The sequence below is a fragment of the Okeania sp. SIO2F5 genome (assembly GCF_010692685.1).
Classification (GTDB): Bacteria; Cyanobacteriota; Cyanobacteriia; order Cyanobacteriales; family Microcoleaceae; genus Okeania; species Okeania hirsuta.
Map to the genome: position 1 here is coordinate 26,048 of NZ_JAAHGU010000056.1, position 15,556 is coordinate 41,603.

Here is a 15,556-nt window from a genome sequence, read left to right on the forward strand (position 1 = left end):
CCCTTACCTCCCTCTCAACTATGATAATTAACAACAGGAGGTGCAGCGGGTTTAACAGTAGGCCAACCTGCTTCCACTGGTGCTGTTGATTTTTCCATATATTCAGTGGTTGCCTGATTTGCTGCGGGAGACAGTTCGGTATTTGCTGCTGTGGCCAGCCAGCTTTGATAATCTTGAGGAGATTCAACTACTACATCTGCTTGCATTGTGGCAAAATAAGTACCGCTATATTGGGAGTCAGTGAGACTATATTTGCCAACACGAATGGGAGTAAATTCAAAATTTATTGAATGGTTGGGAATAATGTCTTGCTTCAGTCGGAATGCTGGAATATAAAATCCATGCAGCACATCCTCTGAATTTAATGCTACCCGTACTCGCTTATTTGCTGGTAAGTGTAGTTCGGTGCTAGTAACGCCATTTTCTGGATATCTAAACACCCAAGACCACTGTTTGGCAAAGACTTCTATTTCCTCTACAGGTTCAGTTACGGGTTTTAGTGGGTCTGCAATTGCTGATTCCATTTCTAATGGTGTATGCAGATGTACTAATTCCATCGGTCCCTGAATTCCCATTTGTTGGTAAATATTGTAGCTATAAGCAGCAATCCAAAATACGAGAAAAATAGGAATTGCTGTCCAGACAACTTCTAGGGTGACGTTGCCTTCAATGTGGGGTCCGTCGCTGTAGTCATATTTAGCAGCACGTTGGAATAGAACTGAATACATTAGAGTTCCAGTTACCCCCAGAAAGATGAATGTACCAAGGGTGACGAGAAAACTAAATAGGTCATCAATTAATATAGATTCTGCTGCTGCTTGAGGTGGTAACCATGAATAGGATAGTCGTCCAACCCAAATACTAACAGCAGTTAAAACGAGAGCGATCGCTCCCAATGTCAAAATAGTCCTGATTTTCATATCAAAATACCCTACTAAATTACTTAGGGAAATCTAAAAGCATTAACATATAAAGACAAGTGCCTTTTTGGGGTCGAAAAAAGTGCCTGGTTTTCAGCTCTTGATGCTCATGCATGGCTTGTATTTTAGGCGCATAGTTGGGCAGAAAAATCATTCTTACAATTCTTACCGAAAAATTGTGATTTAAAGCCTCCCCTGAAAAGGGGATAAAAAGAAAAATTTCCTTAAGCGTCAATCCTATTACAGGAGAGGTAATTGTTAATTATTAATTATTAATTATTAATTGTTGAATCCTACCTCGTATAAATTTCCCGTTCCTCCTGTCTCCTGTCTCCTGTCTCCTACCCCTACTAAAAGACTTTTGAGCGCAAACCCTACTTAAGCACTTGGTTGGGATTTTCGCCTATTTTTAGCAACGCATCAGCAGTATTATGTACTCCAAACTCAGCCGCTAACTGTGCTCCCAGAGTTCCGTGAACATACATCAGAAACATGATGAATAAACCCACTGCTAAATAGCTCCACTGCACTTGTTGGAGTTTATCCTTAGACCAGATATAGCGTTGAAATCCTCTCCAGATTGTCATGCCCACAATGAAGGCCAACAGGAACACACCACCAACACCGTGCCAGATCATAGTATCCATAGCTCCGAATCCCCAGGCACTTTTTAGCTCTGCGGATGGTCTCGCTAGCATAATTTCATAAAAACCTGCTGCTACCGTGAAAAATGTAATTATTGATGAGGCGAGCATATTGTACCAACCTACATCAAAAAAATTAGAACGAGTAGTGGATATTGCTAAAAGTTTAAAGACTGGTTTTTGTAGAGGGAAAAGTATACCCACGATATCAAAAGCGATTCCCATAATAAACAAACCTAAAGTCAGATGAACTAAATTAGGATGAATTGGGATGCTGTATGGGAGACCATTTGCCCCTAATTGAGAACTCAAACTATCTATTAATTCTGGGTTCATTGTAAAATTCCCTCCTCGATCGCTTCGACTACTGGCACTGTATGTAACCCATATACCCACACCAGTTTATCTCCAAGATATACCTGGAAGAAAACTATACCTACTAGCACCAACCCCAATCCTAGATATGGCATCGGCAGTTTTTCTGTATTGTTTGAACGAATAACATACCGCCAACCAGTAAGTGCAGCGATTATTCCTGACAGAGACCAACCAATCAAGGTATGTAAATTTAAGACTGGTTGGACTACTTCGTAGGGTTGTGCCAGACCAGCTTCAAACTGACCGAATATTATAGCGATAAAAATAGAAATTGTGGCGAAAAACATATTCCACCAGCTTACTTCATATAAACGGTAATTATGAGTAAAATAACCAATAAGATCGCATACGAAAGCAAATAATACCATCGCTATTACGAAGTGGACAACGATGGGATGTATTGTATCTGGGTAAGGCAAGTAATGATCATTTAATTGTGGTAGATACTCCCACATAGTCTTCTCCTTCAGTAAATCAGTAGATATGCGTGAAAAAAATGTAAATTTTACGAGTTACTACAGGCAAATATTTTCATCAACTTTTTCTCACAACATTCTAACTGAATTTATAAAATATGTCTGTTTTTTACGGTATCAATTCTCACAGTTTTTCTCAAAATATACTCATTTTTTTTCTTTAATCAAAGTGAAAAAGTAATGTAGTCAAGACAACATTATTTTTTTTTCAGATTTTACGGTTTGTCATAACTAACTAAACTATTTTTATTCTGAAAAGGTAAAAAAAAACATAATCCGTAGGTCTGACAATCCTTAGAATTAAATATCTTTTCTGTAATGTTTATATAGCTTAATTTCAAGAGATTATAGGTATTTAATTAGAGGGTATATTAAGCCGTATTTTGTATTAGCAATAATCGACCTCAACTCTACAAAAGCTAGATATTTAATTAAAATTTAATATTATGATATTTTCAATCTGACTCAAATCCTGTAACTAAATTTACAGAACAATTTAATGTTTTTCATGCTAAATCAGTCTTGCTTTCCAGATTTTTTTATGCTATAATTAGTGTTTAGTATTAATAATTTCCCTAAAAAGTTATCTCTAATCAAGTTGGGAAGTGAGCGAAATTTGAGAATATATTTAACGAAGACAAACTTTCTCCACAATCGGAATGCTATAATTTATCTAAAATTAAGAATCTAAAATTGAATTACCTTGCCCAGTAAATAACTACATTTTTGGGAGGATTAGTAATGATTTTTAAGAGAGTTAACGATACAAACTCCACAACAATAGTTCGGGAAATAACTCCACCAAAAAAAACCAAACAGACGTTAGTAATTATTGACCCCCGTGTGGATAATTATCATCAGTTGGTTTCGGGGACTTATCCTGACACAAAAGTGGTGGTGTTGGATTTGAGAAAAGATGGTATTGAGCAAATAACAGAAGCGTTATCAGATGAGCTAGCTACCAGTCTTCATATAGTTTGTCACGGTGCTGATGGTATTTTGTACTTGGGTAAAACTCCTGTGAGTCAGGAGAATATTTATCAATATCAAGGGTTATTGCAAGAATGGGCAGTTGAGGAGATTTTGCTTTATGGCTGTAATGTCGGTGGCGATCGCCAATTTCTCAATTCTCTCCACCAGTTAACAGGGGCAAATATTGCAGCATCTGCGCATCGGGTGGGAAATATTGCTAAAGGTGGCAGTTGGCAGTTAGAAATTCGCATAGGTCAAGTGAATTCTGGGTTGGCGCTTTTGCCAGAAGTTATTCAGGGGTATGGGGGAGTGTTTGCGGTTTCCTTTAGCGAGCCTACTGCTTTTGCGGTACAGGTGGAGCTAGCATTGATATCATGTCCGGTAGCATCGGTATTGTAAGCGTGAAGGTAAGGAAGAAGGAAGAAGGAAGAAGGAAGAAGCTTTAAGAGAAGGAAAAACCTTATATTGCGCTAGATATTTCCCCAACTTTATACACAAACGATACCAACGGACATAATATGACCGCTTTATCTTCAACACTAACCAAGAATTTGAAACCTCCGCAATAGGTATAGATATAATCACAGATTTTGATGTACAACGAGACTTGATTTTGTTAAACAAAAAAACATTCACTGCTTTATATCATGTCCGTTGGTATCGTTTGTGTAAAATCAAGGGTGAATATCTACAGGAAATTTACGTTTTTTCAAGCTTTTAAGCCTTCTTCCTTCTTCCTTACCTTCACGCTTACAATACCGATGCTACCGGACATGATATTAGATAGTAATACTGGTGAAGGTTTCAGTGTGGAAACAGATTTTGCCATAGTTGAAAGTGATGATGCTGTTGCCATTAATGGTGCTTTTATTGTTTATAATTCTGTCAGTGGCGCATTATATTATAATGCTAATGGTAGTGAATCTGGTTTCGGAGATGGCGCTCAATTTGCCGTTTTGAATAATGATGTTTCTCTGGAGGCGAATAATTTTAAAATTAGGTAGTAAAATTAATTGGCTAAATATTTGCTACAAAATGAGCAATTAATTAATATCAGGGTAAGCATTCAGCGGTCAGTGGTCAGCTATTCCTACGGAATGCTGCGCAAACAGCTTTATTACCTTTAGTGGACAATTAGAGCTGCGTTGTTTTTGTGCTTCAATTCTTTGTTCAAAAGTCTAGTAGAAGTTAAGCAAATACTTGATTCATTCATTACAAAGCTGAGAGCTGACTGCTAATAGCTGAATGCTTACATATCAGGAATTAGGATTATAACCCAATTCCAAATGATTAATTTAAGCAGTAACTGAAGTAGTTAATGTTGACATTTCATTTTGTTTAATCCACTCAAAAACTCGATTCAATGCCCACCAAACATCAGGATCTTGAGCATGAACTTGACAAGATTTACTACTAACATGAGCTACATGACCACCATAACGAGTTAACATTAAATCAATGGCAGAATTACTCTCACAAGCAGTTTTTAAATCTGCTCCAATTGTTGGGTCAAACATTGGATCATCTTCAGCATAAATAATCAATGTTCGTTTTTTTAAATGAGGTAAAAAATATAGAGGACTTGTTGCTTGATAGTAAGCTTCTACTGATGAAAATCCTAACTTTTCAATAATAAATTCTTCATGAAATTTCCACATACAATCTGCTCGTTCTATTGCCTCTGGATCGATAAAATCTGGATGATGTTCATGAATTAACCGAACTAATTTTTTGAGGTTTTTAGTAATTCCTTTATCTAAGTATCTTCCTAAAGGAGAACTATCTAAATAAGACAGAGAACGTTGAGCTTCTAGACTGGGGCAAATAACTGCACAGCCACCAATATCTGTTTCTGCTAACCCTAATTCTGGAGCCAAACTTTCTGCTAATTTTGCACCCCAAAGTGCTAGTTGCCCTCCGAAAGAATATGCAGTAAACCAAAAATTAGGCGGACAACCCATTGCTTTTGCTTGAGCAGCAATATGAACAAAATCCTGCCCTTCATAAATGCCATCTGAAGTTAGAGCTTGTGATAATAATGCTGTCTTGCCATGGGCACGCCAATCAAATAAAATAATGGCATAACCTTGAGCATAAGCTTTGCGTCCTAATAGTTTTAAGAACCATTGATTATCTAACTCTCCTGTAATTCCATAAGTCCCAATAATTGTACCTTTTGGGTTTTCTGGAATAGCCATCCAGCCAAAAATTGGCACATTATTTGCTCCCATAAAAATTTTCTCTTGGTAAGAAAGCTTCGGAAATGTAGTAGTTTCTTCCCAAAAACGGGGTATCCAAAAGGCTGCATAAAGAGTCATTGCTAAACCATTTTTCAGGAACCACGGAGGAGTATAAGAAGGATAACCCATAGATAAATTTTAATCTGATAAAACTTAAATTTGTTGATTAGATAGTATATCAGTTGGCGATGAAATTTTATAATTCAGAATTTTTCGGTCAATAACTGAGTAAGCATTCAGCCGTCAGCACTTCAGCCATCAGCTATTGCTTTCAGTTTTAGATAAAAGCTTTACTAATTGAGTCAGAATTTATACTTACTATAAAAGCTGGCTGAAACAGTTGATATTCATTAAAACCCCCTCATGAGAGCTGAGAACTGACAGCGAGCTAGCTGTTTGCGCAGCATTCCGCAGGAAATGTTTACTTGACCCATACTTTTAATTCTTTGAAATCTCTCAATTGCTTTTTCCTCCTTTAAAGGTAATAAAGCTGATAGCTGATAGCTGACTGCTGAATGCTTACATAACTGGTCTTTATAAGTAATTCAACCACCACTTACCGAAAAATTCAGGTATAAAGCCTCTCCATTCATAGAGAAAAAAGCGGTCGATCTTCGGAGCTTCCCGGAGGGTGGGATGGCGAGGAAACCTGCGCTATATCTATCAGACCAAGAGAAGAAAAAAATCCTTTTATCCAATTCTCTTATTTATAAGAAGAGGTAATTCTAAATTCTTAATTCGCCCATTCTAAATTATTGAACTCGATGCTTTTTCTTATACTTAGCGAACCAGTCATTTCAGTTTTCAGTTATCAGTTATCAGTATCTTCTACTGAATTAGAAAGCTACGAAAATCCGATATTTATAGGTAATTTAACCACCACTTGCCTCGATGCTTTTTCTTATACTTAGCAAACCAGTCACAGATAATGTATAAAAGGAAGGTTATTAACAACCAAATTAGATAAACAATTTGTAAATCATACCCAAATTCTTTTGGTTTCCAACTGATGCCTACTTGGGAGAAAGTAAAAGGTTCTATCCCAGATCTATAAAGGGCAAATAAAATAGCAGTTAGATGAATTAAGTAGATGTGGATAACATAGAAAAATAATGGTTGTTGCCCTAATATAATTAATGGTTTAAAATAACGTATTTTTGTTTTTTCCAAACAATAAAGTAATAATATTGCTAGACCGAGTGTAATTAGTAAATAGAGTAGAGAAGGCGGATATTTATGACAATCGATAAAAGATAGTAAGGTATTAGGAAAGTTAGACTGGATTGACCAAGGATTAGGGTCACCATAAATATTAATTGCTCGGATAATGATAAAAGCAGCAATCGTACTTAAACCGATGTTTATTAATAGCTGAAGTCGCCGTTCTTTTTCCATTTCAAACAGTGTTCCGAAAGCATAACCTAATGCCATTACTCCGATCCAAGGAATCAGAGGATAGAGGATAAACAAGCGAAACCCAGAAATTGGTTCAATCATTTTTTGCTCGTGAAGTATTGTCCAAATCCAACCAATATTTCCTAATTGTTCTGCTTGTACGTTATCAAAAAGATTATGTCCGACTATCAGGAAAATTGCGATCGCGCTAGCGGAGCGGAACGGAGTTCTATCGCAGCAATTGTCCGAGTAGGAAGATAGATCGCTGCTGCTAAGAAAATCATCGACCATCCGATCGCCCACAATACTCCGGCAGCAGAAAAAGTGAAATTCAAGTCAAACCTCCAGCTCAAACGTACTACTGTTAAATCTAGAAATACTAACCACAGTCCTCGGAGCAACAAAAACCGAGAAAGTTGTTGTTTAGTTTTGCCACGTTTGAGAGAGAGATAAGCACTAATTCCTGCTAAAAAAATGAATAGAGTTGTCGCTAAATAAAGGGAAAAAATCACTCTAACCTAGACAGAGCAATAATTCCCAGCATTTTTGCTATCCAATAGCTACAATCCTTACAGAACAAGGTTTTTGGGGAATTTTTAAGTTATAAAGCGACAAGTCTAATGTAGGCGCGCAAAGATGAGTCACCCATCGTGTCAAAAACAGAGGAATATTTGACTGAGTAAGGTCTAAAGGATTAAAGTCGGCATTGGAAAAAAATCCTCGTACATGGTCTAATGTCATTAGCACCATTACGAGACGAGTCCACGCAAAAGGTCTATTGATATTATTCGTGGAATGCGGTCTGGAGTTTGATTATTTGCGATTAAGACTAGCTGGTTTATATTAGATTTTTCCATCGGTGAGCGTGATAAATTAGTTGCTATTCAAACAACCAACATTTTTACAATATTTTCCTTTCCACAAGATAACACCATTGGCAACAATTTCAATATTTGAAGTGTATTTTACATCTGAAGAGCGATCGCGGATTATATCATGTCTGGTTGCATCATTAGTGTATAATCAAGTTGAAGAAAAAAAGAGCGATACGGCGCTCCACCACGCTCCACGAACGCCACTATGCCAAAACGCTTTATAGAACCCATTGGATATGTCAGCATCTAGCACATATTTAGACTTTTTGTTGATGCTGGCATAGATGGCTGTTATGGCATCATGCGTTGGCCACTGGAAAAGACCATAGCTATTAGGTTCAAAACGTCCCTCCCATTCTGCTTCCATACCTAATTTCACCAGGACTTGTAATGCATGATCGTACATTTTTGAAATTCCCAGCTGTCGCTTTTCATCCTTTCCTGGTTTTGGTATCTAGACTCTCAAGATAGACTTTTAGGTAAAAAAGGTATAAATCCAGTATTGATAAAGGTTTTAGCCAATTTTATGGCTTTGACATCTTTCCCCTGCCTAGACATTTTTTTGGCTAGTTTATAGCCTAAAAAATGTCTACAGCAGTTTTCATTTGAATCGACCACAGTAGGGACGTTCCATGGAACGTCCCTACAAGTATTATTGTTTTGAATGTGTGGTTCACCAATCTGAAAAGCGCTGTAAGTACCATTATCTAGGAATAACTGAAGTTATTAGCCAATATAGCTTATGCCTGAAAAAATTTTTCTCTACATTTTTCTCTACAATTGTAGGTTTTGTAGGTTGTTTCATTACCTGTAATAATGAATTTAAAGCATAATCTTCAGATGAGTTGACTTGCCGATCAAAAAGAGCAATATTCATCGCTAAAGGAAGAGCGATCGCTGCTACATCTGGCTCTAATTCTTCAACTAATAAATCAATAGACTGAGGTACTCTAATCGCAGAGCGAATTCCGTCTAACATATTTTCATCTAATCCCAATTGTTGTAAATTAGGACATATTTCTTCCCATTTAATTTTCTGATTTGGTTCCCCTGCTTGAATAAGATAAGCTATCAACCTTTGCAGTTTTCCTTGTTGCTTGGCTGTCATTATTTGGATCGGTTCGGTTGCAGTTATTTCTTGGGAACTATTTTGAGGTTTTTCTATATTAATACCATCGACAATTTTTTGCCAATCTTGGTTATCGCAAGATTCTGGTTTTTCTACAGTTAAGGAAATAGTTATTTTTTTGTCTAGATTAGCATTAAGTTCGATTACTTCTGCTTTTACTCCCAAAAAACCTAGCCATTTAGCAATTGTATGAATTAATGTTAGACGGGTTGAGTGACAGTTTGCTAATAACCGAACCTGGGTCCGAACCATGGGGCGAACTATTTGTGTCAGCATTATGATTAACGTACTGTCTTCGTTATAAGTTTACTTTTCTATAAGATAACTAATTTTTTTTGTCTGAATAGCAATTTTAGCTACAGATTTTTTTTTGCCTTGCAGTATTCTGAATTAAATCTCAAAATTCCTACCAAATTTGATATAATACTAAACTGATAAATGTTTGCTAGATTTTCTTGAGCGGGGGAGTAGGGGAGAGGTCATTTCAGTTATCAGTTATCAGTACCTCTCTACCTGTTTGCGCAGCATTCCGCAGGAAAGTCAGAGGCTTAAAATATTGAACTTGATTTTCTCTTGGTAGATTGGATATGGCGCAGGTTTCTTCCCCATCCCTCTAGCGCTTTTTCATCCCCTTTAAAGGAGGCTTTAGACCTTATTTTTCGGTAAAAATAAGAATAATTAATAATAACTGGCTAATAATTATCAAAAAAAATATTTAGTCTGTGTTAATTACTTAATAATTGAAGTATTACTTAAATATAGCATTCTTTTTTCAAATTGGTATAATACTAAATTGATAAATGTTTGCTACAAATAGCTAGTGTCGCTACGCGGAAGTTAAAAGTTAATCATTTTTAATTTGTAATTGTTTTATGATTTTGTAACTGGTTAGTTATTTCCACCATCTTGCACTAGGGTATTTCTTATAATTTCCTACGGAATGCTCCGCAAACAGAATTCAGGAGTCACACGGGAATAGATTTAATAGCATTTTTGATGTTGTAAATTATCTTTTTCATCAAATATATTTTTTAGGCTTTGCTCTCTATAATTCTATGTTTTATTAAATCTTAATTCCTTATTTGATACAGCAGATTCCACTTTAGTACACCAGTCGCGGGCAAGATACCCGCACTACAAACATTGAATCTTAATTCCTTATTTAATAATTTAGTATTTTCGTCTAACCCCTAAAACCTAAGCCCTAAAACCTCAAACTTTCTTCATAGCATTCTGGCAAAATGTTCTAACAATAATCGATGAATAAAAATATAGCCACCTCCTACTTTTTGTAAAAATATTAACTGGGTTGCATAGTCAAGAAAACGAGTATAATTCCAAGGAATATAACCATTAAAATATAAAATAACTCGTAAAATAAAATGTTTAACACAAGCTTCTCCCCCTCCCACAGCTAATCCGAAAATCAACCCATATTGACCCCATACTATGAAGGATAAGTCTAATAATTTAGCAGATAAACTCATTAATATAGCTGCAATTAAACCAAAGATTAAAGAATTTTTAGTTGACAGTAAAATTCCTTGATTGGGAATTGTAACTTCTTCTATTCCCGGACCTGTCATACCACGAACTATTCCTAGAATTATTCCTAAGCTTAATCCAAATATTGCTCCTCTAACCGTAGTAATATAGAAATTATGCTTGAAGATAGCTCCTGATAATATCATAAATAATAGACCAGAAATTATTCCTCCAGTTATGCCAATAATTACTCGGTTGATAGTATATTTTCCTAACCATTTTAAATTAGTGACTGTTTGAATAGTTTTAAATCCAAAAAAACGCCAAAAGTATACACAATGAAATGTTACAACCCACCCTATTTCAGACAAATCTAAAAATTCATGAAATACATTCCAAAACAAGAAGAAAATTATTGTCAAAAGAATAATAATATAACCAATAATATAAATTTTATTGCGTAGCCAATAGGGCTGCATTCGTTCAATTAAAAATACGGTTTCTGATTCTCTAACCATTTGCTTTGCTAACCAACTTAGCCATCTTTTGACTTTCTCTTGAGAATAGAGAATATTAACTGAACGACGCTTAAACATTCGCTCAATATAAGCATTAAATAAATGTTTTCTCAATTCAGTATTACTACGACCAGGTAATTCTTCAATTGATATTCCTTGATAAGCTAAACTGATAATACTTAAAATCAAAGGAGACCGGGAAAATTCTTGCAATTTAACATCAGATTCTAATGCTTTTCTTACTGCTGCTAATTCTGAACCTGCATTTTTTAAATATTCTTGAATTTGCTCTAAACTTAAGGGCTGTAAATAAATAGCTGCTTGAAATTTTAACTGACTTGAAAGGGCTTCATAATCACGAATCCGGCTACAAACTACTATTTCTGTCTGCCCGTATTCTTGACATAATTTATTCAAAGCATCTACACAATCTTCTCGTTTTTCTCTACTAACTTCATCTAAACCATCAAGTAGTAAAAGTAACCTTTGTTCTTTTATCCAAGTTTTACCAATTTGTTGATAAACTTGATATTTAGTATGTAATTCTATAACTAACCAATCAGCGATAGCTTGTTTTTTACCTTCCCAAGAAGACAAGTTAAAAACAACAGGTATTGGTTGAGTTAAATCAGCTTCAGTTCTATTAATTAAATCTCGTGCTAATTCTAATAAAGTTGTCGTTTTGCCAGAACCAGGTTCACCCAAAATTAATAAAGTTCGCCCCGCGCCTAATTCATCAAATTTATCAATAATTCGAGTACCAGGCGGTAATTTTTGCTGGGGATTTTCTAAGTCTGACCATAGTAAACCCCAAGGACGATTTACTGCATTTTTTCGTTCTTCTAATCCTAGTTCAATTAATACTTTGCCGTGCAAGGAAGTTTCTAAAACACCTTTAACCCAATAATTTTTTACCTTGTTCAACAATATCTGACTATTTCGATATTCCTGCCGATTTATTAATAAGTTAGTATCCGAATTTCGCAGATATTTACTATCTTTTACTATTCCCGCTTCTGGCAAAACATTATTTATCCAATTTAGATTAAAAATTGCTTCATAAATGCGATTATAAACCTTTAACTTACCTCGGTTATGAATAACTAACCCAGTTAATCTTAATTCTAATTGTTCAGGACTTTGATTAACTTTTACTCCTTTTGTCTGCAAAATTTTTTGATATAACAATAATAACTTCTGACGTTGATTACTTAATAAGAGGCGATCGCGAATAGTCCGTAAATGTTGTGGTTCATCCTGACTTTCCCAATTATCTATTATCATGCTTCGGACAAAATTTTCTACCCATTCTTTCTCCCTACCAAGGGGAATAAAAGACTCAGATTTTAGGATGAGTTGGCATAGCTTCTGAGTCAGAAAAGGTTGCCCCCCAGTCCAATTTAATATTGCTTGTAATATTTGTTGATGATTATTATATTTTGTAGCTAATCCTGTTACTAAAGGTTGAGCTTCTTTGAAACTAAAACCAGTTAATTCTATTCCACGACCAATGTTAAAAGGACTCCCAATTTTATCTCTAATTAGATCGGCAGGAGTAGCTACACCAAAAAAAGAAAAAGTTAAACGTTTATATTCCTGATTTTGCCCTCTTTTGTCGTAACAAGAGCGAATCACCCTAAAAAAATCATCTACTTGAAATTTTAAACTGAGGGTACTATCAATTTCATCAATAAAAATTATAATATTTTGGGGAATTAATTTCAGAATAATAGATTCAATAAATTTACTAAAACGCTGCCCATAAGATAAATTATTATGCTTAAACCACCAACTTGTTAAATCGAAGCGATCGTATAAATCCAAACTACTAATAATACTGTCAATTACACTTGCATACCACTGTTCGGGAGTAATGTCTAAATTACCAATTGCACTTAAATCGATACCAGCACAAATAATTCCTTCCGTTTGTAAAATTTCCATAGTTTGTATTCGCAAACTAGACTTACCCATCTGTCGAGAATTAAGAACATAACAAAATTCTCCTGCTTTTAATCCACGATATAATTCTAAATCTGCTTGACGTTTAATATAGGTAGGAGAATCAATTGGCAAACATCCACCAACTTGATATTGATAATTTGTCATAGCTTATTTTGACAGAAGGAAAAAAAATAAAATTTTTATATTTTCGAGGTTTTAGCAATTATACCAACTTTAATTGATCTGAAAAAATATTATTTATCACTAAAGTGGTTTGAGCAACCTACATTTTTCCAATTTGTCACAAATTATCGAGAGTTTGAAAGAGGTGAAAATATTTTTTTATAGATCGAGTTAGCGATCGCCGGATAGCATGATTGAAACTAACTTTTCATACTTTTACCAGAGGTCTAATTCCTGACTATCCCCCCATCAATTTATAGAACCCATTTGAGAGCTATTTAAAAAGAGATGGTGAGATGGGAGCATTTTTCTACCTTTCTCCCCTTTCAAAATAGATGGGTAGATGGGGAGGTTGGGAGACAGGGAGCTGGGGAGTATTTTTCTACCTTTTTCCCATATTCATTCCCTCCACCTCCTGACTCGGTTCTCCTGACTCCTGAGTCCTCGCAAAAAGCTGAATCGCCCACAAAGATACCAAATGGCTTCTATAATGGGACTTAAAAATTTTTAGGTTGAAAAATGGCGCTCGTGTCAGTCTAGATAAGGAAATTACATCAATGCCCTAAAAATGCCTAGAACCCTTGGTAATTAAGGATTTATGCATTTTTGACGTAAAAGCCTCTGCCCATCTATATTTGAGCCTATTTTCTGGCTTTATTGTGTGTAAGTCCCACTAATAGGTATTTCTTAAGTTTTGTAGTAGAAACTTTACCTGAACATTAGAAATATCCGCGCTTTCAGGCCGGAGAGGATGTCAAGTTTGAACATTGGTTTTGTATTCTTAATTATTATCAGAAGCTGACAGACCAAGATAAACCAGCAATGTTAATTTTTGAGAAAAATAAAGAATTGATGGATGCTGAAGCTACTTTTATTTGAAGTGTAGAAAAATTGCTAGCAATATCTCCATCTTAAGTGAAAAAAATAATCGCGAATACTTATAGCGATTTTCACAAAGGTAGACTATAGACAAAATATAAGTATGTTTTAAGTTTAATAAGTTACAGACCTGACAGCTGTATTCTATGTTAATGAAAACCACTATAATATTGAAAAATCTTGAAAAGAACAACACTCCTCAAATACGAAGCAGGGATGTTCCATCGAACATTCCGATAATTATCGTTTTCATTGACTATTTTAAGGCAGCCTATTGTGGGGTATCTTCCCATTGTAGCGACTGCCGCGCAGGATAGCTTGTGCAAAAAATACTCTCGACATCTAGCTATTTTACGATTAGCTACTTGATAATGGCGTGAGGTTTCTGCAACAGTTAAATATTGAAGATGACCCTATATCATGGAGATACCTGAGATGGAGACGAGGGAGGTAAGTCTTCTATTTGAGCTAAGGTTTCCTGAATACGCGGAGTTGCGAAAAACCTTTTTGCATCCTCCAGCAAGCGTTTTCCCCACAAGTTTTGGTCAAGATAATCAATATCTGCATATTTGCTATCTAGTCGTAGAGCTTCTTCTCCCATAGCAAGACCTTGTTCTTTATCACCTTTAGTGTAGAGAGCTACTGATAGCGCTAGAAGTGGTTCTGCTGCTTTACTATCTAGAGAAATAGCTTCACGCCATTTTCTGATCGCATCATCCACATTTCCCATCTCGTACTCAACTAAGCCAATATTATTAATTGCAGGCCATAGATTTTTTTCGAGGGAATAAGCTTCTTCATATTGATCGATCGCTCTTTTAAACTTACCACGTTTGTAATAAGCATTACCTAGATCGAATAAAGCACCAGGACTATCTGGTTTGAACTTCAAACCTGCTCTTAACTGCTTGATAGCTTCTCCATACTCAGCCTTTTGAAAGTAAGCTCTACCAAGAACAAATCGAATATCAGCATTACTTGGATCAATTTCTTGAGCTTGTTCTAGAGCTGTAATACCTTCTTCTAACTCTTCAGCTTGAATGTAAAGACTGCCTAATAGTGCCCAGGTCTGTTGACTATTTGGGGCTAACTCAGTGGCCAATTCAGCTCTTGATAAAGCTAACTCAAATTGTTGAAATCTTGCTAACTGTACAGCTTCCTCAGCTAAACTTAAACCCGTTTGTTCCAATTGAGCTGAGTTTAGCTGTAGTATGTGAGGAACTAATGCTTGTCCCAGCATCGGTTTCACTGTAGTGCCCCATAGGCCAAGGGTAATGAATAAAGAAACTAAGAAATTTCGATTTGGCACGGTAAAGAGTATTTATGGTTAAGAAGTTCAGTTGAAAGTATAAAGTATATAATATGATAGGATACCATTCGACTAAACTTACCCAAACTTATCCAAAACGGTATTTTGAGCTTTGGAGCTACCTTCCTGCGCGTGCTGACGCAATGCTGCGCAAACACTGAAGACCACTGACCCCAGTCTGTAACTTATTTTCTCCACAGGTTTAAAAT

General features: G+C 35.7%; 12 protein-coding genes. 2 read left to right on the forward strand and 10 right to left on the reverse strand.

Translation table 11 applies throughout. The features are described from left to right. Positions 1-14: 14 nt before the first annotated feature. The 3 genes from F6K27_RS17970 to F6K27_RS17980 all read right to left on the reverse strand — a co-directional run bounded on the left by F6K27_RS17970 (position 15) and on the right by F6K27_RS17980 (position 2,397). On the reverse strand, positions 15-920 hold the full coding sequence (locus F6K27_RS17970) for a cytochrome c oxidase subunit II (RefSeq protein WP_287275398.1): 906 nt from the start codon (positions 918-920) through the stop codon (positions 15-17). Positions 921-1,294: 374 nt separating this feature from the next. Next, complete coding sequence (locus tag F6K27_RS17975; RefSeq protein ID WP_287275396.1) at positions 1,295-1,960, reverse strand: DUF2231 domain-containing protein; 666 nt, start codon at positions 1,958-1,960, stop codon at positions 1,295-1,297. Continuing rightward, entirely contained in the window at positions 1,897-2,397 is a 501-nt protein-coding gene (locus tag F6K27_RS17980) for a DUF2231 domain-containing protein (protein WP_287275394.1), read from the reverse strand. The genes F6K27_RS17975 and F6K27_RS17980 overlap by 64 nt, the downstream gene beginning before the upstream one ends. A gap of 762 nt (positions 2,398-3,159) precedes the next feature. On the opposite strand from F6K27_RS17980, the gene F6K27_RS17985 reads away from it, so the two are divergent. Together F6K27_RS17985 and F6K27_RS17990 are read left to right on the forward strand one after the other, a co-directional pair. After that, positions 3,160-3,789 (forward strand): DUF4347 domain-containing protein, encoded by a 630-nt coding sequence (locus F6K27_RS17985; RefSeq protein ID WP_287275392.1) that lies wholly within the window; start codon positions 3,160-3,162, stop codon positions 3,787-3,789. A 374-nt stretch (positions 3,790-4,163) separates the two neighbouring features. Beyond that, the gene (locus tag F6K27_RS17990; protein WP_287284190.1) at positions 4,164-4,394 is read left to right on the forward strand and encodes a hypothetical protein; all 231 of its coding nucleotides are present in this window, start codon (positions 4,164-4,166) and stop codon (positions 4,392-4,394) included. Positions 4,395-4,685: 291 nt separating this feature from the next. On the opposite strand, the gene F6K27_RS17995 is transcribed toward F6K27_RS17990, so the two are convergent. The 7 genes from F6K27_RS17995 to F6K27_RS18025 form a co-directional block, all read right to left on the reverse strand. Continuing rightward, positions 4,686-5,759: a YheT family hydrolase gene (locus tag F6K27_RS17995; RefSeq protein ID WP_287275388.1), complete on the reverse strand. Its 1,074-nt coding sequence runs from the start codon at positions 5,757-5,759 to the stop codon at positions 4,686-4,688. Positions 5,760-6,491: 732 nt separating this feature from the next. Next, positions 6,492-7,127 (reverse strand): OpgC domain-containing protein, encoded by a 636-nt coding sequence (gene opgC, locus F6K27_RS18000; protein WP_287284187.1) that lies wholly within the window; start codon positions 7,125-7,127, stop codon positions 6,492-6,494. Between the two features lie 86 nt (positions 7,128-7,213). Further along, positions 7,214-7,537 (reverse strand): hypothetical protein, encoded by a 324-nt coding sequence (locus tag F6K27_RS18005; RefSeq protein ID WP_287242208.1) that lies wholly within the window; start codon positions 7,535-7,537, stop codon positions 7,214-7,216. 511 nt (positions 7,538-8,048) lie between these two features. Beyond that, positions 8,049-8,306: a hypothetical protein gene (locus F6K27_RS18010; protein ID WP_353736008.1), complete on the reverse strand. Its 258-nt coding sequence runs from the start codon at positions 8,304-8,306 to the stop codon at positions 8,049-8,051. A 297-nt stretch (positions 8,307-8,603) separates the two neighbouring features. Then, complete coding sequence (locus F6K27_RS18015; protein WP_124143022.1) at positions 8,604-9,305, reverse strand: hypothetical protein; 702 nt, start codon at positions 9,303-9,305, stop codon at positions 8,604-8,606. Positions 9,306-10,252: 947 nt separating this feature from the next. Next, entirely contained in the window at positions 10,253-13,141 is a 2,889-nt protein-coding gene (locus F6K27_RS18020) for an AAA-like domain-containing protein (RefSeq protein WP_287275386.1), read from the reverse strand. Positions 13,142-14,456: 1,315 nt separating this feature from the next. Beyond that, positions 14,457-15,278: a tetratricopeptide repeat protein gene (locus tag F6K27_RS18025; RefSeq protein WP_287275385.1), complete on the reverse strand. Its 822-nt coding sequence runs from the start codon at positions 15,276-15,278 to the stop codon at positions 14,457-14,459. Positions 15,279-15,556 lie beyond the last annotated feature (278 nt).